Origin of the sequence: Mesorhizobium sp. BR1-1-3 (assembly GCF_020165455.1) — a bacterium.
Lineage (GTDB): Bacteria > Pseudomonadota > Alphaproteobacteria > Rhizobiales > Rhizobiaceae > Mesorhizobium > Mesorhizobium ciceri.
In genome coordinates, this window is sequence record NZ_JAIUIC010000010.1 from 31,977 (window position 1) to 49,449 (window position 17,473).

Consider the following 17,473-nt stretch of genomic DNA (forward strand, 5'->3'; position numbering starts at 1 on the left):
GGGCTAAGTCGGGTAATTGATTCGCTTTTTTCATGCGAATCATGCGAGAGGCGCTTGACCTTCTGGCAGATTGGCGGAATCAGGACGATTCGAAACGTTAACCCGAACCCGCGTCGACGGGAAATAAGCGATGTGAGGTACTGGTCACTGGACAGGCAGCCCGCCTGCCACAGATATCAGGGTTAATCTGGACTTAATGGATGTCGCCCAAAAAGGGGAAACCCGGTTTTGGGGCAACGACATACACCAAACGAAACGAGTTGATGCAGTTACTGGCCCGGTGAAGCGCGTTTCATAAGCGAGCGCATCCGATTTGACTGGTCCGACAGCTTACGCGGCTTTGAAGTTCGGCCGCTAGGAGAAGATAAAGACTATGGCGACAAAGGAAAAGGAAGAGGTCGAAACCGAACGCGAAGGCGCCACCGATGGCCCTCTGCTCGACCTTTCCGATGATGCTGTCAAGAAGATGATCAAGGCCGCCAAGAAGCGCGGCTATGTCACCATGGACGAGCTGAATTCGGTGCTGCCCTCAGAGGAAGTGACCTCCGAGCAGATCGAGGACACGATGGCGATGCTGTCCGACATGGGCATCAACGTGGTCGAGGACGACGAGCAGGGCGAGGAGCCCGAGGCCGCCGACACCGCGGCCGATGCCGAGGAAGACGCCAACGAGTTGGCTGAGCAGACCGGCACCGCGGTCGCCGCCACCACCACCAAGAAAGAACCGACCGATCGCACCGACGATCCGGTGCGCATGTATCTGCGCGAGATGGGCTCGGTGGAGCTTTTGTCGCGCGAGGGCGAAATTGCCATCGCCAAACGCATCGAGGCCGGCCGCGAGACGATGATCGCGGGTCTGTGCGAAAGCCCGCTGACCTTCCAGGCCATCATCATCTGGCGCGACGAACTCAACGAATCCAAGATCCTGCTGCGTGAGATCATCGATCTCGAAGCCACCTATGCCGGCCCCGAGGCCAAGCAGGCGCCGGTGGTCGAGCGCGTCGAGGAAGCCAAGGTCGAGGACAAGCCGCGCCGTTCGCGCGACGACGAAGACGACATCACCAATGTCGGCGCCGATACGCGTGGGCTGACGGATGACGACGACGAAGACGAGGACGAAGCGAGCCTGTCGCTGGCCGCGATGGAAGCGGAACTCCGCCCGCAGGTGATGGAGACGCTCGACGTTATCGCCGACACCTACAAAAAGCTGCGCAAGCTGCAGGACCAGCAGGTCGAGAACCGTCTGGCCGCGGCCGGCACGCTGTCGCCCAGCCAGGATCGCCGGCTGAAGGAACTGAAGGACCAACTGATCAAGGCGGTGAAGTCGCTGTCGCTCAACACGGCGCGCATCGAGGCGCTGGTCGAGCAGCTCTACGACATCAACAAGCGCCTGGTGCAGAACGAAGGCAAGCTGCTCAGGCTCGCCGAAAGCTACGGCGTGCGTCGCGAAGAGTTCCTGAAGGAATATCAGGGTTCCGAGCTCGACCCGAACTGGACGCGCTCGATCGGCAACCTGACCTCGCGCGGCTGGAAGGAATTCACCAAGAACGAAAAGGATGCGATCAAGGACCTGCGCGCCGAGATCCAGAACCTCGCCACCGAAACGGCGATCTCGATCCTGGAATTCCGCAAGATCGTCAACCAGGTGCAGAAGGGCGAGCGCGAAGCGGCGATCGCGAAGAAGGAAATGGTCGAGGCCAATCTGCGCCTCGTCATCTCAATCGCCAAGAAATACACCAATCGCGGCCTGCAGTTCCTCGACCTGATCCAGGAAGGCAATATCGGCCTGATGAAGGCGGTCGACAAATTCGAATACCGCCGTGGTTACAAGTTCTCGACCTACGCGACGTGGTGGATCCGGCAGGCGATCACGCGTTCGATCGCCGATCAGGCGCGCACCATCCGCATTCCGGTGCACATGATCGAAACGATCAACAAGATCGTGCGCACCTCGCGCCAGATGCTGCACGAGATCGGCCGCGAGCCGACGCCGGAAGAACTGGCCGAAAAGCTTGCCATGCCGCTCGAAAAGGTGCGCAAGGTCTTGAAGATCGCCAAGGAGCCGATCTCGCTCGAAACGCCGGTCGGCGACGAGGAGGATTCGCATCTGGGCGATTTCATCGAGGACAAGATGGCGATCCTGCCGATCGACGCGGCGATCCAGGCCAATCTGCGCGAGACCACCACGCGCGTGCTGGCCTCGCTGACGCCGCGCGAGGAGCGCGTGCTCAGAATGCGCTTCGGTATCGGCATGAACACCGACCACACGCTGGAAGAAGTCGGCCAGCAGTTCTCGGTTACCCGCGAGCGTATCCGCCAGATCGAAGCCAAGGCGCTGCGCAAGCTCAAGCACCCGAGCAGGTCGCGCAAGCTGCGCAGCTTCCTGGATAGCTGAGACTTACCGATGCAAAGAGTTCAAGGGCGCCGATGGCGCCCTTTTTTGTTTGTTGGGCGTGACTCTTGCGGGCCAGGCCCTTCGGGAGGATAATTTCGCTGTCGGATGCATTTCTGGGCGATAACCCGGATGCCCGCCCCGGCGAAGCCGCCGTGCTCCGTGGCCCCGGAGGGAGGTGTGCCATGACAAGCTACATCGTGCTGATGAACTGGACGGAGCAGGGTGCCAGAAACGTGCGCGAGTCACCGAAGCGGCTCGACGCCGCCAGGAGGCAACTGGGAGACATGGGCGGATCGTTCAAGGCGTTTTACCTGACCATGGGCGAATACGACATGGTGGCGGTGGTCGAAGCGCCCGACGACGCGGTGCTGGCGCGCTTCTCGCTGATGCTGGCGGCGGCCGGCAATGTCAGGACGCGGACGCTGAAGGCCTTTCCCGAATTGGCCTACCGCGAGATCGTCACCTCGCTCGGATAAAGCCCGTAGCGGAAGGGCCGGACCGGCTGGCCCGATACATTCTCCTTCGCGCGAGCGACCGAGCGACGTCTTGACGGCGCCCGATCGTTCGTGGTCCTTCAAGTTTGCGCTACCAACCAAATGCCGGAACTATGCTGACCGTCTGGTACAATACGCGCTGCCCGGTCTGCGATGCCGGGATCAGCAGGCAGAAGCGGCGGCTGATCGAAGCGGTCAAGGCTGGGCGGATCGAGTTCCGAGACATCAATCTTGAACCGGCAGCGCTTGCCGGACATGGCGCGTCGCTTGAGGATATCCGCCGCCGGCTGCACGCCACCGATGCCGAGGGCCGACTGCTGGTCGGCGCCGATGTCGCCATCGCGGTATGGAAGGTCACGCCGGGCGAGGGCTGGCTGGCGACGCTGTTCGGCAATCGGGTTGCCTTGCCGCTGACACGCTTTGCCTACGATCGCTTTGCCGATCTTCTCTATGCCTGGAACCGGCACAAGGGGCGCTGGTAGCCGAATTTATCGGTGGCCGCCGTTCGCAACGAAGCGGCCGAGACTGGAAAATCGAGCCCGCTGGTGCTGCATTCAGATACATCGTAAGATATATCTTGACTCCATCGATTGACTTGCCTAATTAAGATATATCGTAAGATACAACTCAAGGAGCAATCAATGCACAAACACAATCATTTCGGGCGCGGTCATTTCGGCGAGCGCATGTTCATGCACATGGCCGGCAAATTCGGTGGCAGAGGGGGCGGCGGCTTTGGCCCGTTCGGCCACGGCGGCCGTGGTGGCGGGCGCGGCGGTCCGGGCGACATGTTCCGCGCCGGACGCATGCTGGCCGACGGCGACCTCAAGCTGATCACGCTGTCGCTGCTGGCCGAAGCGCCGCGTCACGGCTACGACATCATCAAGGCCCTGGAAGAGCGCACCAGCGGCATCTACAGCCCGAGCCCGGGCGTGGTCTACCCGACGCTGACCTTCCTGGAAGAGGCCGGCTATGCCGCCTCCGCCGCCGACGGCAACAAGAAGGTGTTTTCGATCACCGAGGCGGGCCAGGCGCATCTCGCCGACAACCGCGAGATGATCGACGGCGTGCTCGACCATCTCGAACGCTTCGGCCGCAAAATGGCCAAGGCGCGCGACTGGTTCGGCTGGAACGACGAGAGCGAAGAGGGCGGGCGTCGTGGCGGCCGCGGTGGCCGCGGGGATCGTTCGGAAGCGCGCGACGAATTCCGCGCAGTCCGTCACCGGCTGCGCGCGGCTCTGGGCGACTTCGTCGACGCCCCGGCCGACAAGCAGGCCGAGGCCATCGCCATCCTCGAAGCCGCCGCCGAGGCGCTGGAAGCGCTGTCGCACAAGTAAGCTCGTCCGCCGATGGGACGCCGCCCTTGCCCGCTGGGCCAAGGACCGATAGTGAAATTCATCCCGCGTCACTCTACATGGTGCGGGATGAATGCTGTTGGAGGAAGTCCGATGTCTTTTCTGAAGCGTCTTTTCGGCGGTGGCGGCGGCGGAACCCAGACGGCTGAGCCGACGAGTGCAGCGCCAGCCAAGCAGGTCGAGCACAAGGGCTTTCTGATCAGCGCCACGCCCTACAAGGCCGATGGCCAGTACCAGACCTGCGGCGTCGTCTCCAAGGAGATCGACGGCGTGGTGAAGGAACACAAATTCATCCGCGCCGACCGCTTTGCCGGGCTCGACGACGCCGTCGACATCTCGATCAAGAAGGGCATCCAACTGGTCGACGAGCAGGGCGATCGGGTTTTTGGATAGGCAGGACCGGTCGAGGCGAAAATCTTCGGCATCTCGCAATGAGCCCAACCGATCAGCGTGAAGATGCTGTCAAGCGTGTTAGGAACGCCAAACAAGGCCTGGTCTCCGCAATGCCATCAAAGCCGGCTCACTCTACAGGCCGCCTTGCTATGGCAGTAAATGCATGAGTTCGTCCGGCATTGTGGTAACCGCCGGCACTGGAGTAGCCGCCGGCGTGGGATCGGCCGGATCGGCAACATTCGTTCCACCGATGACGTAGCCCGGTTCTTCCGAGTACGAGTAGACTTTCGTTATGATGCCTGATTTGAGCGCTTCAGCGTCCCAGACGTTATAAAGGCCCTGCGGCGTTGCCAGCCCCATCATGGCGAACACATCGGCGCTGTTGACGCCCATTTCGTCGAAATAGTCGGACAGCAACTGCTTCAGCGCCGGATCAGGCACCGTCGAAATCTCATCAAGGCTTCTTCTGCCGTTGTGCATTCGGGGTGTCTTCCGGCCGTTCGTTATCTGATGGACGGCGATCCGGGCATTGGCAGCTGCGGCGCGGACCTGGCCCCCAGCCAAGGCCCATGGGCAGGCCGAGAAACAGTACGCCCCACCAGAATGAACTTCCCCTTCCGACCAGCCGTTCCTGACCATCTTTTGCGGACAGCGTGGCACCAGCATCGGGCAGCCGTTCAACTGCGTCCTGCCTATCGCAGTTTCGAGGCCGGCGGCGCGGATCATGTGTCCCATTTCGAGCGCCGCATCCACGTTCCCGCCGCCAGACTGAAACACGACAGGAAGCCTTTCTCCCTTCAGTTTCCGCAGAAATTTCTCAAATTGCTTGGCGGTATCAGGTTTTATTATGCCCTCGGCAGATATCCATTGGACGCAGTTGACGTTGCAATCGCCGTTCCGAACCAGAATGAAGTTCATCGGCCATTCTTCGGGCGCTTTCTGCTTTGCGACGGCCGATGCAGTTGCAGTCAAGGCGACAAAGGCGATCAAGCAAAAGGTTACCAGCGGACCCAGGCGAGTTGTCACGATGAAAAGCCCCACTTACCGACGAATAACTACTATCGCCTTAGGTCTGTCTGATACAACCTTCTTTAACTCTCCGCTCGACGACGCCGTGGACATCTCGATCAAGGAGGGCATCCAGTTGGTCGACGAGCAGGGCGATCGGATTTTTGGGTAGGCAGGACCACCTCTCCGCTGGAGGTCGCAGATCGCGACCGCCAGCGGGTCAATTCGTCCTGGCGGGATCGATCGTCATCAGGCGTGCCCTTGCCTCGATCAGGTGCCTTTGCGCGGCCCTTATCCGGCTGCACAATGCCAGATTGAGGGCGACGCCACCTTCCTCATCCAGCAAGTCGTTCGCGCACTTCAAAGAGTGCTCAGCTCTCCTTATACGCAGTCTGGCTTTGGCCGCTTCCATGCTGTGAATTTCAATCATTGCGCCGCGTCCTTTGCGGTTCCGGTCCCTTCATGGACTAAACCGCTGGTGATCGCATTGGTTCCGGCCAGGGAATATGCCCGCGGCTTCGGCTATTTCGTTGTCGTGTTGAATTCACGGTTTGCCGTGTAATCGATCACGAAGGTGCCCTCGGGAGCGCGAACGCCCTGCTTCACATTTGATATAGTCACCGTTGTGGTAAGTCCCTTCTCGTCGGTGAGGCTCCATCTGCGCAGATCGAGAGATTTACTGTCGAACACCATGGAGATGCTCGAATTGCCGAAGGTCGATCTGTCGGCCAGCTTGACGGTAACTTGGGCGCCATCGTCCCTGATGCTTTTCACGCGATTGCCGGAGAAGTCGACCTTATTGTCGAGCAGCAGCTTAAGCGGCGTCTTCGAGAGAGCATAAAGCCGCGATGTCTTCAGCTTTCTGTTATAAACCACCAGGGATTTGCCATCTGCAATCACGCTGATCCCTGATTGGCCTGCATAGTTGAATCGGATCTTGCCGGGGCGTTGTAGAAAAAACCTGCCACGGGTCCTCTCCGCATTTGGACCCGACTGGACGAAGTCCCCGGACATGGACTTTACCGATGAGAGGTGATCGGCAATCGTCTTGCCATCAACAGGCGCGGCGGAGATCGCGGCGGTGGATGCCGCATACATCGCGGCAGCGCTGGCAACGGCGAACCAGCAACCCAGCAGTACTTTGATCCGATAGCCCATCGCTTATCCCACCTCCGGAGCAGGCGCGTGATCGAAAGAGATCCCGCGCCTCCAGGTCAGTAACCCTCCGGGCATCGTGCAACGTAAACCCGGCCATACTGATCGCGATATCTGCACTGGCCGGCTTCGCTGGCGTGCCCGATGACGGCCCCGGCTATCGCGCCAACCGCACCGCCAACAACCGCCCCTTGCACAGGATCGCCGGCCACCGCGGCGCCTACCGCTGCGCCACCCAAGCCGCCGACGGCAGCGCCTTGTTCTGTACGGGAGCACGCCGAGAGCGGAATGAGCAGGCTCAAAATGAGCAGCGTCTTTTTCATTGGTTCTCTCCTGGGCTACTATTAGCCAAAGCTTAAATGCTCAAGAAAGCTTTTCGATCCATCGTGGGTTGCCTGTCCGTCAAGCGCCGGGCCGTGGCGGACCCGTGTGCCCTCCGGCTCAAACGCCTGCAATCGCCAAAAGCCAGGCCAGGATATCGAGCAGCAGAAACAGCAGCGCAATCTGCAGCGCCACCCGCAGCCGCTGGATAATTCGCCAGTTGCCGGCCATGTCCGCTTTGATGCGAAGCGCAAGCGCGCGGCGCATGGCCGACATCGTCGTCGGCCTGTCGCCGTCGACATATTGATCAAGCAACTCTTCGGGATCGAAGCGGAATGTGTATTGGTGGTAGGGCCAAAGCATGAAGACGATCAGCCCGCCAATGCCGAACAGCAGGGCCACCGCAATCCAGTCCCAAGGCCCGAGCCCGTTGGAAAGGGCCGCACCGCCAAGCAACGAGTTTGCGAAGGCGGTGGCGAAGACAAGGCTGCCGGCGCGGCTGCTCATGTTCTCCACAAGGGTTTGCTGTTGCGTGAGACCTCTCACTGCTTCCTGATAAATGAATGCAAGACGCGGATCGTCGTCGGCAACAGCGCTTGCGGCAATTCTGTTGCTTTCGCTTCCACTCGGATGTTCGACCATCAGGGTGTCCTCTCTGGCGTGGACTGGATGCGCGAGCTCAGTCGAGATCGCTTGGTGCAAACGTTGCCCGTAAACTGCCTCGCGCAAGGGGGAACGGATGAAACAGGGGACAGGATCCGCAGTGAACCGAACGGGCCAGGCTGATTGCGCGCCCGGCCAGCAAGGTGTGGAAATCGACGCGGACTAAGCCGGCTGCAACTCCCTGCGCGGCAGCGGCGGAAACGCGATGGCGATGCCGACCGCCCCGAGCCCGATAAGAGCCGAGCCGATGAACAGCCAGGAATAGTTGGCGTAGGCGTCGAACACCATGCCGCCGGCAAGCGGGCCCAGCGCCATGCCGAGGCTGGACAGCATGGTGGCGGCGCCGAACACGGTGCCGAGGATGCGCTGGCCGAAATATTCGCGCGCCAGCACCGCATAGAGCGGCATGACGCCGCCATAGGTGGCACCGAAGATAACGGCCAGCATGTAGAACTGCTCAAGCCGGCTGATCGAGAGATAGGCGGCAATGACGATCGCCTGGATCGCCAGGCCCGCGATCAGCACCGGCTTGACGCCCAGCCGGTCGGCCAGCACGCCGTAGAAGAGCCGGCCGCCGAGGCCTGCCAGGCCTTCGACACTGTAGATCGAGACCGCTGCCATGGGGGCGACGCCACACAGCATGGCATAGCTGACCATATGGAAGATCGGGCCGGAATGCGCCGCACAGCAGGCAAAGAAGGTCAGCCCCAGCACGATGAACTGCGGTGAGCGCAGCGCCTTGCCGACCGTCAGGCCGGCGCCTTCGGCAACCGGCGCGGAGCCGGTCTCGGCCATGACGGGCTTCGGTGGTTGGCGCACCAGCAGCACCGCCGGCAACAGCAATACCCAGGCGGTAATGCCGATGTCGAACATGGCGGTGCGCCAGTCATAGGCGGAGATCAGCCAGCGGGCGAAGGGCGAAATCGTCATCGGCGCCACGCCCATGCCGGCCGAGACCAGCGAGACGGCGAGGCTGCGGTTGGTGTCGAACCAGCCTGTGGTCAGCGCGATCATCGGCGCGAAAAAGGCGCTTGCCGCGAGGCCGACCAGCACGCCATAGGTAATCTGGAAGCTCAGCAGCGAACCGGCCCGGCTGGCCAGCACCAGCGCCAGCCCGAGCAGAACCGCGCCGGTCATCACGACGATGCGGGCGCCAAAACGGTCCGATATCGCGCCCCAGGCGAAGCCGCCAAGGCCCATCACCAGGAAGTTGAGCGTCATGGCGCTCGAAATGCCGGCGCGCGACCAGTTGGTGTCGATCGCCATCGGCTCGAGAAAGATCGCCAGCGAAAACATCGTCCCGATGGCGACACAGGACATCAGCGCGCCAGCCGCGACGATGACCCAACGATAGGAAAAGCTCATTCAAATCTCCCATGCCAGAGGGCAGCGCTCAGCGCTGCTTGCATCCGAAGGACGCCGGCAGCGAGGCTGATCCTACAATCCGGTTGCATTTTTTATCCAGTCTGGCCCGACGCAGTTTTCAGCAGATCAGACCGGCAGTTCCGACGTGTATTTGATCGTCTGGCTTGGGACGTCGGTCTTGACGTTCTGCACGCCCTTGATGCGGCTCAGATGCTCCGACTGGAAGCGGCGGTAGTCGTCGATGCCGGCCGCCACTACGCGCACCATGGCGTCGCAATCGCCGAGCATCAGATAGCACTCCATCACCTGCGGCAGCTTGGCGACTTCGGTGGCGAAATGCTCGATCGTGTCCTCGTCCTGCGTCTTCAGCCAGATACGGGTGAAGAAGGTCAGACCCTTGCCGATGCTGGCCGGGTTGAGCACGGCGACGTAGCGGTCGATGACACCGGCTTCCTCCAGCAGCTTCACGCGACGCAGGCAAGGCGATGGCGACAGCCCGACCTCATTGGCCAGATCATTGTTGGCCATGCGGCCGTCGCGCTGCAGCGCCCGCAGAATCCGCTTGTCGATCTCATCCAGCTTCATGGCTACAGATTCCATCTATTCGAAAATTTGTAACATAAAATGCCAGAATTGGGCGAAATACAACAATCTCCGCAACCAAATTGCGGACCGATTTCGGTATGTTTGCTGCCGACATCAGTTGATTTCAAACGCAGGGAAGCGGCGGCCGCGAGGTCAGCCGATGAAGACACATGAGCATTTCACAGGCAGTCGAGACGGTGGCAGATGGTTCGAAATCCGAATTCCGCCGTGGCGTGGCGTCCTGCGCGCCGGTGCTGTTCGGCACCATCCCTTATGCGCTGGTGCTTGGCGCCCAGGCCACGCAGAAAGGCTTGAGCACGGTCGAACTGTCTGCCATGACAGGGCTGAACTTCGCCGGCGGTTCGGAGTTCGCGGCGATCCAGTTGTGGACGTCGCCGCCGCACATCGTGCTCATCGTCGCCATCACCTTCCTGGTCAACAGCCGTCACCTGCTGATGGGTGCGGCACTGGCGCCGTTCCTGCGCGACCTGCCACGGCGCAAGGTGTTTCCGGCGCTTTTCCTTATGTGCGATGAAAGCTGGGCGCTGGGCTTGGCCGATGCCAAACAGCGTACTGCTGCCGGCATTACGCCGGCCTTTAGCCCGCGCTACTATATGGGCGCGGCGCTGGCGATGTATCTCACCTGGGTGGCCTTCACCACGCTGGGTGCCTTGCTCGGTCCGATGCTCGGCCATGTCGAGACCTATGGTTTTGACATGGCGTTCCCGGCTGTCTTCCTGGTGCTGATGCGCGGCATGTGGACGGGTATGGCGGCGGCGCGGCCCTGGCTGGTCAGCCTGGTCGTTGCAGCACTGGTCTATCTCTTCGTTCCCGGTGCCTGGTATGTCGCCGCCGGCGCCATGTCGGGTCTGGTCGCGGCCTGGCTGATGGCGGGTGATGCATGATCGATGCAACGACCCTTTTCACCATCGTGCTGATGGCCGGCGTCACTTACCTGACGCGGATCGGCGGCTATGTCGTCCTGCGCAACCGCACGCTGGGCGCCCGTGCCACGGCTGTGATGGAAGCTGCGCCCGGCTGCGTGCTGATCTCTGTCATCGCACCGGCCTTGTGTCGCGGAATCCTGCCGACCTTTTAGCGCTGGCCATTACCTTGGTCGCAGCCACGCGATTTTCCATGCTGCCGACCGTGCTGGTCGGGGTCAGCGCCGCTGGTCTGCTGAGGCACCTCATCGGCTAGAACGCAAAAGGCAGGCGCGAACGCCTGCCTTCGATGCGGACAAATCTCGGCTGTTTACGCGGCAGCCGCGACACCCTGGCTGGCGGCCACAACGGCGTCGACCTTGGCGGTCGCCTTGGCGAGCGCTGCTGTCACCGCGTCAGGACCCATGCCAACGCCTTCGATGCGGATGACATCGACATCGGTCATGCCGAGGAAGCCGAGCACGCCACGCAGGTAGGGAATGGCGTGATCGAACTGCACGGCCGCACCTTCCGAATAGATGCCGCCGGAAGCTAGCACGATATAGACCTTCTTGCCGGTGACCAGACCCTTGGGGCCGTTCTCGCCATAGGAAAAGCTCTTGCCGGAGCGGGAGATGTGGTCGACCCATGACTTCAGGGTCGAGGAGATGTTGAAGTTGATGAAGCCGGTGGCCAGGATCACCGTGTCGGCGGCGAACAGCTCGTCGAGCACGACATCGGAGACGCCGACGACTTCAGCCTGGCGCGGGGTGCGCGCTTCGGCCGGGGTATAGATGCCCGTCGCATAGTCGGCATCGATGTGCGGCAACGGATTGGCGACGAGGTCGCGCACGACGAGCGTGTTCGACGGATCGGCGGCGACGAGCTTTTCGGCGAATTCGGTGGCGATGCGGGTCGAATGCGAGGCAGCGCCGCGCGGGCTCGAAGTGACAAGAAGAATGGACATTTTGGGCTCTCTCCAGCGGTTGGAATGATTTGTCCCGCCAGATATGGGGCTTTCGATCCATTCAATAAACTGGTATATTTTCTATACGATCCATCCATAAATTGGATATAACGATGCAACCCAACCCGACGCTCGATCAACTTCAGATCTTTGTGACAGTCGCCGAAGCCGGCAGCTTCTCGGCCGCCGGCCGCAAGCTCAACCGGGCACAGTCCGTCATCAGCTACGGCATCGCCAATCTCGAGGCGCAGCTTGGGCTGAAACTGTTCGAGCGCGAGGGCACGCGCGAGCCGCAATTGACGGAGATCGGCCGGGCGATGCTGGAGGACGCACGGCGCATGATCGGCGTGCTGCAGCGCATCCGCTCGCGCGTCGACGGCCACCACCAGGGGCTCGAGGCCGAGGTCGCGCTGTCGGTCGACGCGACGCTGCCGTCACCGGTGCTGGTTCGGGTGCTGAAGGCATTCGAGGCGCAGTTTCCGACCGTGATGCTGCGGCTGCACATCGGCACGCTCGGCCTGATTCCCGACCATGTCGTCAGCGGGCAGGCCGACCTTGGCATTGGCGGCCTGCTGGGCGATGTCGACGTGAACCTTGTGCGCATCGGCTTCATGTCGATCGTGCTGGCCGCCGCGCCCACCCACCCGCTGGCCTTGCTGCCGAAACCGGTGGCGATCGAGGATGCACGCGAACACACCCAACTTGTCGTCACCGACCAGTCGGAGCGCACCAAGGGGCGCGACTTCGGCGTCTATGCCTACCGTACCTGGCGGCTGACGGATGTCCGCACCAAGCATATGCTGATGCGCGAGGGGCTGGGCTGGGGCGGGCTGCCGCGCTGGCTGATATCAGACGACCTGGCGAGCGGCCGGCTGGTCGAGATCGACCTCGAATCCTTCAGGGAGGTGAGTTCGCCGCTGTTTGCCATGCATCGCAGCGATCGCAGCCCGAAGCCGGCGGCGGCCTGGCTGATCGACCAGTTCAAGCGCCAGCTCGGCTGCTTCAACGAGTTCGAGCCGGGCGAGGTGCCGGATGAGGAGCACGAGACAGCCCATCGATCAGCGCCATGAGCACGGCGCGGTAATCTTGCGCTGAGGCGCCGGCCTCGATGGCCAGGGCGGCACGGTCGAAGGCGGAGCCGAGCAGTGCGGTCAGCGCGTCGGCCGGCAATCTCGTCATCGTCTGCGCCCGCATCGCCGCGACCAGCCCTTCGCGCAGAGAGCGGTTGCCGTGGCGATTGTCGATCGCGTCCATGGCGGCGCGGCCAAGCACGGCCGGGCCGTCGAGCAGCAGCAGCCGCGTGCGTCCGGGCGCGCGCATGGCGGCGAGATAGGCGTCGGAGCCGGCAATCAGCGCGTCATGGGCAAACAGCGATGGCGGCGAGGCGCGCTCGATCTCCTCGGCGACCGCTGCCGCCTCCTGCTCGACCACGGCAGCAAACAGTGCCTGCTTGTCGGCAAAATGATGGTAGAGCGCGCCGCGCGTCACGCCGGCGGCGGCGACGATCTCCGGCGTGCCGGTCTCGGAATAGGATTTCTCCGTGAACAGCTTTCGCGCCGCGGCAATCAGGTGGGCGCGCGTCGCTTCGGTGCGGTCGCGGTTGGAACGACGCGCGAAATCGTGTTGCATACATGCAGCCTGTATGTTAATTCGGTTTACATGCAGACTGTATGTTAATTGACGGGAGAAGGAAAGATGAAGACCACGAGCTATTACCCGGTGCTGATGACCGGCGACGTCGCCGGCACGGCGGCCTTTTATGTGAAGCATTTCCGCTTCCAGCCCCTGTTCGAAAGCGACTGGTATGTGCATCTGCAATCGGGGGAGGACAGAAGAGTCAATCTCGGCATCGTCCAGGGCGGCCATGAGACCATCCCGGAAGAGGGGCGGGGCCGCGCTTCGGGCCTGCTGATCAATTTCGAGGTTCGCGACCCGGACGCTGTCTATGAGCGCGTCGTCGCCGCCGGCCTGCCGATCCTGCGCTCGCTGCGCGACGAGCCCTTCGGCCAGCGCCATTTCATCACCAAGGACCCCAATGGCGTGCTGATCGACGTCATCAAGCCGATCCCGCCGAGCGAGGCGTTTCTGGCGCAGTATGCGGAAGGGGTGGCGGGAGCCTGAGCGCCCGCCTCAACTGGCCCTTGCCACCGGCGTCACCGTCACCTGGCTGACACCGGTGCGGCGCACGACGGTGCACAGCGTCTCGCGGCCGATGCGTTCGGCGTCGAGCATGCGCACCAGGTCGTCGACGCCGGTGACAGGACGGCCGTCGATGGCGGCGATGATGTCGCCTTCTTTCAGGCCGGCCTTGGCCGCCGGGCCGTCCTTCTCGACGCTGCGCAGGCGAACCGCCGTGCTGGTCGAGACTTGCGACAACAGGGCGGCGCGGCGCGGCAAACTGGCAGTGTCGGCCGAGACGCCGATGAAGGCGCGGCGGACACGGCCGAAGCGGATGATCTCCGAAATGACGAAATTGGCGGTGTTGGAGGCGACCGCGAAGGCGATGCCCTGCGCGCCATGGATCATGGCGGTGTTGACGCCGATCACCTCGCCGGCCGACGAAACCAGCGGCCCGCCGGAATTGCCGGGGTTGAGCGCTGCGTCGGTCTGGATGACGTCGTCAATCAGCCGGCCGGTCGAGGCGCGCATGGAGCGGCCGAGCGCCGAGACGACGCCGGAGGTGACGGTCCATTCAAAGCCGAGCGGATTGCCGATGGCGATGGCGATCTGGCCGCGCCGCAGCCGCTTGGAATCGGCGAGCGGTGCGACATCGGCAAAGCTGCCGTCGGCGCGCACCAGCGCGATGTCGGTGTCGGGATCGCGGCCGAGCACGCGGCCTTCGCGGGAGGCGCCGTCCGGCATCGAGACGCGCACTGTCCTGGCATCGCCGACGACGTGGAAATTGGTGACGACCAGTCCGTCCGGCGCGATGACGAAGCCGGAGCCGTGGCCGCCCTGGCCGCCAACGCGTTCGATGCGGCAGACGGCCGGGCCGATGCGGTCGACGGCGTCCGCAACGGTCGTCGAATATGCGTCGAGCAATGTATCGTCAGGTTCGAATTTGGCTGCGGCGAGGGCCATGGAGGGGCTCCGTATTTTCGGGCGAAAGGATGGTTTTTTTTCCTGTGCGTGTCGTTGTCCTAAAACCGCTGAGCACTTTTGGGCGACACGCACTATATGTGCGGAGCGGCTGGAACCGCCGCGACCTGACCAGATGGCCAGTCAAACCGGCAACTAGCCGTCAGGCGAGTACCTCTGAACGCGCTGTCGAGCGATATCTGGGGCATGGATGAACCCAGGAGACCAATATGAGCGATTTCAATCTGAGTGCGTTTTCGCAAGCCATCGCCGATCTCGCCGCCCAGGCGGCACCGGCAACGGCTGGCTTCGCCACGCATCATCACCGCACGGCAAGCGCCTTCCACTGGCGTGACGGTTATTTCGTCACCGCCGAGGAGGCTGTCGAGGCCGGCGAGGAGATCGAACTGACGCTGGCCTCGGGTGAGGCGGTGAAGGCAGAACTGGTCGGCCGCGATCCGTCGACTGGCGTTGCCCTGCTGAAGCCGGCTACGGCCATCAACGCCGTGCCGTTGGCTAGGGCTGACGCGGTGCGGCCAGGCAACATTGCCATCGCCATCGGCAATAGCAACGGGTCGGCTCTGGCCGTTTCGGGCTCGGTCGGCGAAGTCGGTCCGGCCTGGCGCTCGATGCGCGGCGGCACCATCGACCGGCGCATCAATCTGGCCGTCGGTGCCGGCGGCCGTTTCGAGGGCGGCCCGGTTCTCGACGCCAAGGGTGCGCTGATCGGCATGCTGCTGTTCGGGCCGCGCCACCGGGCGCTGGTCATGCCTTACGAGACGATCGAGCGGGCGGTTGCGACGCTGCGCGAAAAGGGCCATGTCGCGCGCGGTTATCTCGGCGCCGGCCTGCATCCGGTACGCGACCGCGACGCGCATGGCGCGATGGTGATGAGCCTCGATGACGATGGTCCCGCCAAGGCCGCCGGTCTCTCTCTCGGCGATATCATCGTGGCGTGGAACGGTGAGGCGGTGCATGGACCGCGCGACCTGATCCGCAGGCTCGGACCAGACAGTGCGGGCGCTTCGGTGACGCTCGGCGTGGTGCGCGGCGGCGAACAGCGCGATGTCGGGCTGACCATCGGCGAAAAGCCGCTGAGCTGAGGGCATCCATGGACACGCTCACCAGCGACCGGATCATGCATGACGGTGCCGTCTCGCGGCGGCTGGTGGTGCTGATTGCGCTTGGCGATGCGTCGCGCGCCGAGCGCCTGGCGGCCTCGCTGGCCGCGAGCGATGACCTGCTGCCGGTGGTGGCCGGCAGGGCTGACGTCGCCATCGTTGACGACAGCAGCGGCGGTGCCGTGCCGGCCGCCATTCCCCGGGTTCTGCTATCGGGAGGCGCCAATGGCGAACGGCCCGCGGGCGAGGTGTTGGCCGTCCTCCAAACGGGCGCGGACGATTTGTTGATCGCTGCGGCGGCGCGGCTGGCGGCGGCCGGCTATCGGGTATCGGGCGAGCGCAGAACCGGACGCCATGAGGATTTCCATGCCGGCGATGGCGAGCCGTTCGAAGATGAAGCCTCCGACGAGCATGCCGTCCGTCCTTCGCTGTCGCCACGCGAGGCGGAAGTGCTGGCGCTGCTGGCCGAGGGCGCACCCAACAAGGTGATCGCGCGGCGGCTGAACATTTCCGTGCACACCGCGAAGTTCCATGTCGCCGCAATCCTGATCAAGCTCGGTGCCGCCAACCGCACCGACGCGATTGCCACTGCGATGCGGCAGGGGCTGGTGCTGGTTTAGTCATAAACCCTACGCTGCGTAACGCGGTGTCCGGCGTGTCGGGTCTTGCGCTGTGGTCGCCCGCCGCGCAAAGCTTCGCGTCTGACGTGTTGCAAGGGAGGCGCAAGGAAATGTCGCTCAAGGGAAAGACGCTGTTCATCTCCGGCGGATCGCGCGGCATCGGGCTGGCGATCGCGCTGCGCGCGGCGCGCGACGGCGCCAATGTGACGATCGCGGCCAAAACCGCCGAACCGCATCCGAAGCTGCCCGGCACAATCTATAGCGCGGCAGAAGAGATCGAGCAGGCCGGCGGCAAGGCGCTGCCCGTGCTGTGCGACATCCGTGAAGAGGCACAGGTGGCCGAGGCGGTCGCCAGGACCGTGGAAAAGTTCGGCGGCATCGATATCTGCGTCAACAATGCCAGCGCCATCCAGCTCACCGGCACGCTGGAAACCGACATGAAGCGCTACGACCTGATGCATCAGATCAACACGCGCGGCACCTTCCTGGTGTCCAAAATGTGCATTCCGCACCTGAAGTTGGCCAGCAATCCTCACATCCTGAATCTGGCACCGCCGCTCGACATGAAGGCCAAGTGGTTCAAGAACCATGTCGCCTACACGATGGCCAAGTTCGGCATGTCGATGTGCACGCTGGGCATGAGCGCCGAGTTCGCCAAGGACGGCATCGCCGTCAATTCACTGTGGCCGATTTCGACCATCGACACGGCAGCCGTGCGCAATCTGCTGGGCGGCGCGACGGTGGCGGCAATGAGCCGTTTGCCCGACATCATGGCCGATGCTGCGCATGCCATCTTCATGCGGCCGGCGCGCGAAGCGACCGGCAATTTCTACATCGACGAAGAGGTGCTGCGCGCCGAGGGCGTCAGCGATTTCTCGATCTATGCGCCTGATGCGACCGGGCCGCTGGCCGGCGACTTTTTTGTCCCCGACGAGGTGTTTGCCCGCACGGACAGCAAGATCAGGAATATTTACTAGAGCTGTTCGTTTTGACGCGACGGGCGTCGAGCCAAGACCTTCGCCACCAGCAG

22 protein-coding genes and 1 pseudogene are annotated in these 17,473 nt (G+C 62.9%); 13 read left to right on the forward strand and 10 right to left on the reverse strand.

The genetic code is table 11. The annotated features are described in order from the left end of the window. Positions 1 to 373: 373 nt before the first annotated feature. The 5 genes from rpoD (at position 374) to LB559_RS21520 (ending at position 4,637) form a co-directional block, all read left to right on the forward strand. Positions 374 to 2,395 (forward strand): RNA polymerase sigma factor RpoD, encoded by a 2,022-nt coding sequence (gene rpoD / locus LB559_RS21500; protein WP_013530149.1) that lies wholly within the window; start codon positions 374 to 376, stop codon positions 2,393 to 2,395. 182 nt (positions 2,396 to 2,577) lie between these two features. Next, the gene (locus LB559_RS21505) at positions 2,578 to 2,871 is read left to right on the forward strand and encodes a GYD domain-containing protein (RefSeq protein ID WP_027162061.1); all 294 of its coding nucleotides are present in this window, start codon (positions 2,578 to 2,580) and stop codon (positions 2,869 to 2,871) included. Positions 2,872 to 3,002: 131 nt separating this feature from the next. Beyond that, positions 3,003 to 3,371, forward strand: a complete 369-nt coding sequence (locus tag LB559_RS21510) for a thiol-disulfide oxidoreductase DCC family protein (RefSeq protein ID WP_224674927.1) — start codon at positions 3,003 to 3,005, stop codon at positions 3,369 to 3,371. 159 nt (positions 3,372 to 3,530) lie between these two features. Next, the gene (locus tag LB559_RS21515; RefSeq protein WP_013530152.1) at positions 3,531 to 4,226 is read left to right on the forward strand and encodes a PadR family transcriptional regulator; all 696 of its coding nucleotides are present in this window, start codon (positions 3,531 to 3,533) and stop codon (positions 4,224 to 4,226) included. Positions 4,227 to 4,337: 111 nt separating this feature from the next. Further along, complete coding sequence (locus LB559_RS21520; protein WP_024505488.1) at positions 4,338 to 4,637, forward strand: HlyU family transcriptional regulator; 300 nt, start codon at positions 4,338 to 4,340, stop codon at positions 4,635 to 4,637. Between the two features lie 147 nt (positions 4,638 to 4,784). On the opposite strand, the gene LB559_RS21525 is transcribed toward LB559_RS21520, so the two are convergent. Continuing rightward, positions 4,785 to 5,555, reverse strand: a complete 771-nt coding sequence (locus LB559_RS21525) for a hypothetical protein (RefSeq protein ID WP_224674928.1) — start codon at positions 5,553 to 5,555, stop codon at positions 4,785 to 4,787. Here LB559_RS21525 and LB559_RS21530 point away from each other — a divergent pair. Next, on the forward strand, positions 5,545 to 5,817 hold the full coding sequence (locus tag LB559_RS21530; protein ID WP_145923780.1) for a hypothetical protein: 273 nt from the start codon (positions 5,545 to 5,547) through the stop codon (positions 5,815 to 5,817). The two genes, LB559_RS21525 and LB559_RS21530, sit on opposite strands and share 11 nt — an antisense overlap. Positions 5,818 to 5,865: 48 nt before the next feature. On the opposite strand, the gene LB559_RS21535 is transcribed toward LB559_RS21530, so the two are convergent. The 6 genes from LB559_RS21535 to LB559_RS21560 form a co-directional block, all read right to left on the reverse strand. Beyond that, complete coding sequence (locus tag LB559_RS21535) at positions 5,866 to 6,075, reverse strand: hypothetical protein (protein ID WP_013530154.1); 210 nt, start codon at positions 6,073 to 6,075, stop codon at positions 5,866 to 5,868. A gap of 92 nt (positions 6,076 to 6,167) precedes the next feature. Then, positions 6,168 to 6,803 carry an outer-membrane lipoprotein carrier protein LolA gene (locus tag LB559_RS21540; protein WP_063168774.1) on the reverse strand — a complete coding sequence of 212 codons (636 nt, stop codon included), beginning with the start codon at positions 6,801 to 6,803 and terminating at the stop codon, positions 6,168 to 6,170. Between the two features lie 56 nt (positions 6,804 to 6,859). Further along, positions 6,860 to 7,123: a YMGG-like glycine zipper-containing protein gene (locus LB559_RS21545; RefSeq protein ID WP_013530156.1), complete on the reverse strand. Its 264-nt coding sequence runs from the start codon at positions 7,121 to 7,123 to the stop codon at positions 6,860 to 6,862. A 118-nt stretch (positions 7,124 to 7,241) separates the two neighbouring features. Then, positions 7,242 to 7,850 carry a hypothetical protein gene (locus LB559_RS21550; protein ID WP_224674929.1) on the reverse strand — a complete coding sequence of 203 codons (609 nt, stop codon included), beginning with the start codon at positions 7,848 to 7,850 and terminating at the stop codon, positions 7,242 to 7,244. Positions 7,851 to 7,946: 96 nt separating this feature from the next. Continuing rightward, a complete protein-coding gene (locus LB559_RS21555; protein WP_224674930.1) occupies positions 7,947 to 9,149 on the reverse strand; it encodes an MFS transporter in 1,203 nt (400 codons plus the stop codon). A gap of 126 nt (positions 9,150 to 9,275) precedes the next feature. Then, complete coding sequence (locus LB559_RS21560) at positions 9,276 to 9,734, reverse strand: Lrp/AsnC family transcriptional regulator (RefSeq protein WP_063168771.1); 459 nt, start codon at positions 9,732 to 9,734, stop codon at positions 9,276 to 9,278. A 170-nt stretch (positions 9,735 to 9,904) separates the two neighbouring features. Between LB559_RS21560 and LB559_RS21565 the strand changes: the two genes are divergently transcribed. Continuing rightward, positions 9,905 to 10,639, forward strand: a complete 735-nt coding sequence (locus LB559_RS21565) for an AzlC family ABC transporter permease (RefSeq protein WP_224674931.1) — start codon at positions 9,905 to 9,907, stop codon at positions 10,637 to 10,639. Continuing rightward, positions 10,636 to 10,934, forward strand: a pseudogene (locus LB559_RS21570) (AzlD family protein). The gene LB559_RS21565 and the pseudogene LB559_RS21570 overlap by 4 nt, the downstream one beginning before the upstream one ends. Positions 10,935 to 10,988: 54 nt before the next feature. Here LB559_RS21570 and LB559_RS21575 read toward each other — a convergent pair. Next, a complete protein-coding gene (locus LB559_RS21575; RefSeq protein WP_224674932.1) occupies positions 10,989 to 11,624 on the reverse strand; it encodes an FMN-dependent NADH-azoreductase in 636 nt (211 codons plus the stop codon). Positions 11,625 to 11,737: 113 nt separating this feature from the next. Between LB559_RS21575 and LB559_RS21580 the strand changes: the two genes are divergently transcribed. Then, a complete protein-coding gene (locus LB559_RS21580; protein WP_024505493.1) occupies positions 11,738 to 12,694 on the forward strand; it encodes a LysR family transcriptional regulator in 957 nt (318 codons plus the stop codon). On the opposite strand, the gene LB559_RS21585 is transcribed toward LB559_RS21580, so the two are convergent. Further along, positions 12,627 to 13,253, reverse strand: coding sequence for a TetR/AcrR family transcriptional regulator (locus LB559_RS21585; RefSeq protein ID WP_024505494.1), 627 nt, complete (start codon positions 13,251 to 13,253; stop codon positions 12,627 to 12,629). The genes LB559_RS21580 and LB559_RS21585 overlap by 68 nt on opposite strands. Positions 13,254 to 13,319: 66 nt before the next feature. Between LB559_RS21585 and LB559_RS21590 the strand changes: the two genes are divergently transcribed. Continuing rightward, positions 13,320 to 13,745 carry a VOC family protein gene (locus tag LB559_RS21590; protein ID WP_224674933.1) on the forward strand — a complete coding sequence of 142 codons (426 nt, stop codon included), beginning with the start codon at positions 13,320 to 13,322 and terminating at the stop codon, positions 13,743 to 13,745. A 9-nt stretch (positions 13,746 to 13,754) separates the two neighbouring features. Here the strand turns inward: LB559_RS21590 and LB559_RS21595 are convergent, their stop codons facing one another. Then, on the reverse strand, positions 13,755 to 14,705 hold the full coding sequence (locus LB559_RS21595; RefSeq protein ID WP_013530167.1) for a S1C family serine protease: 951 nt from the start codon (positions 14,703 to 14,705) through the stop codon (positions 13,755 to 13,757). A gap of 227 nt (positions 14,706 to 14,932) precedes the next feature. Here LB559_RS21595 and LB559_RS21600 point away from each other — a divergent pair, with 227 nt between their 5' ends. The 3 genes from LB559_RS21600 to LB559_RS21610 all read left to right on the forward strand — a co-directional run bounded on the left by LB559_RS21600 (position 14,933) and on the right by LB559_RS21610 (position 17,420). Next, positions 14,933 to 15,805, forward strand: coding sequence for a S1C family serine protease (locus tag LB559_RS21600; protein ID WP_127369560.1), 873 nt, complete (start codon positions 14,933 to 14,935; stop codon positions 15,803 to 15,805). An 8-nt stretch (positions 15,806 to 15,813) separates the two neighbouring features. Further along, positions 15,814 to 16,443 (forward strand): helix-turn-helix transcriptional regulator, encoded by a 630-nt coding sequence (locus LB559_RS21605; RefSeq protein WP_224674934.1) that lies wholly within the window; start codon positions 15,814 to 15,816, stop codon positions 16,441 to 16,443. Between the two features lie 110 nt (positions 16,444 to 16,553). Further along, a complete protein-coding gene (locus LB559_RS21610; RefSeq protein ID WP_013530170.1) occupies positions 16,554 to 17,420 on the forward strand; it encodes an SDR family oxidoreductase in 867 nt (288 codons plus the stop codon). Positions 17,421 to 17,473: the final 53 nt, after the last annotated feature.

Bases quoted from the DNA above. Each gene is read 5' to 3' on its own strand.
- LB559_RS21565 (WP_224674931.1), top strand. From the start codon at position 9,905: ATGAGCATTTCACAGGCAGTCGAGACGGTGGCAGATGGTTCGAAATCC.
- rpoD (WP_013530149.1), top strand. From the start codon at position 374: ATGGCGACAAAGGAAAAGGAAGAGGTCGAAACCGAACGCGAAGGCGCC.
- LB559_RS21575 (WP_224674932.1), bottom strand. From the start codon at position 11,624: ATGTCCATTCTTCTTGTCACTTCGAGCCCGCGCGGCGCTGCCTCGCAT.
- LB559_RS21610 (WP_013530170.1), top strand. From the start codon at position 16,554: ATGTCGCTCAAGGGAAAGACGCTGTTCATCTCCGGCGGATCGCGCGGC.
- LB559_RS21545 (WP_013530156.1), bottom strand. From the start codon at position 7,123: ATGAAAAAGACGCTGCTCATTTTGAGCCTGCTCATTCCGCTCTCGGCG.
- LB559_RS21520 (WP_024505488.1), top strand. From the start codon at position 4,338: ATGTCTTTTCTGAAGCGTCTTTTCGGCGGTGGCGGCGGCGGAACCCAG.
- LB559_RS21530 (WP_145923780.1), top strand. From the start codon at position 5,545: ATGAAGTTCATCGGCCATTCTTCGGGCGCTTTCTGCTTTGCGACGGCC.
- LB559_RS21595 (WP_013530167.1), bottom strand. From the start codon at position 14,705: ATGGCCCTCGCCGCAGCCAAATTCGAACCTGACGATACATTGCTCGAC.
- LB559_RS21585 (WP_024505494.1), bottom strand. From the start codon at position 13,253: ATGCAACACGATTTCGCGCGTCGTTCCAACCGCGACCGCACCGAAGCG.
- LB559_RS21540 (WP_063168774.1), bottom strand. From the start codon at position 6,803: ATGGGCTATCGGATCAAAGTACTGCTGGGTTGCTGGTTCGCCGTTGCC.
- LB559_RS21515 (WP_013530152.1), top strand. From the start codon at position 3,531: ATGCACAAACACAATCATTTCGGGCGCGGTCATTTCGGCGAGCGCATG.
- LB559_RS21580 (WP_024505493.1), top strand. From the start codon at position 11,738: ATGCAACCCAACCCGACGCTCGATCAACTTCAGATCTTTGTGACAGTC.
- LB559_RS21605 (WP_224674934.1), top strand. From the start codon at position 15,814: ATGGACACGCTCACCAGCGACCGGATCATGCATGACGGTGCCGTCTCG.
- LB559_RS21510 (WP_224674927.1), top strand. From the start codon at position 3,003: ATGCTGACCGTCTGGTACAATACGCGCTGCCCGGTCTGCGATGCCGGG.
- LB559_RS21590 (WP_224674933.1), top strand. From the start codon at position 13,320: ATGAAGACCACGAGCTATTACCCGGTGCTGATGACCGGCGACGTCGCC.
- LB559_RS21560 (WP_063168771.1), bottom strand. From the start codon at position 9,734: ATGAAGCTGGATGAGATCGACAAGCGGATTCTGCGGGCGCTGCAGCGC.
- LB559_RS21600 (WP_127369560.1), top strand. From the start codon at position 14,933: ATGAGCGATTTCAATCTGAGTGCGTTTTCGCAAGCCATCGCCGATCTC.
- LB559_RS21535 (WP_013530154.1), bottom strand. From the start codon at position 6,075: ATGATTGAAATTCACAGCATGGAAGCGGCCAAAGCCAGACTGCGTATA.
- LB559_RS21525 (WP_224674928.1), bottom strand. From the start codon at position 5,555: ATGAACTTCATTCTGGTTCGGAACGGCGATTGCAACGTCAACTGCGTC.
- LB559_RS21555 (WP_224674930.1), bottom strand. From the start codon at position 9,149: ATGAGCTTTTCCTATCGTTGGGTCATCGTCGCGGCTGGCGCGCTGATG.
- LB559_RS21505 (WP_027162061.1), top strand. From the start codon at position 2,578: ATGACAAGCTACATCGTGCTGATGAACTGGACGGAGCAGGGTGCCAGA.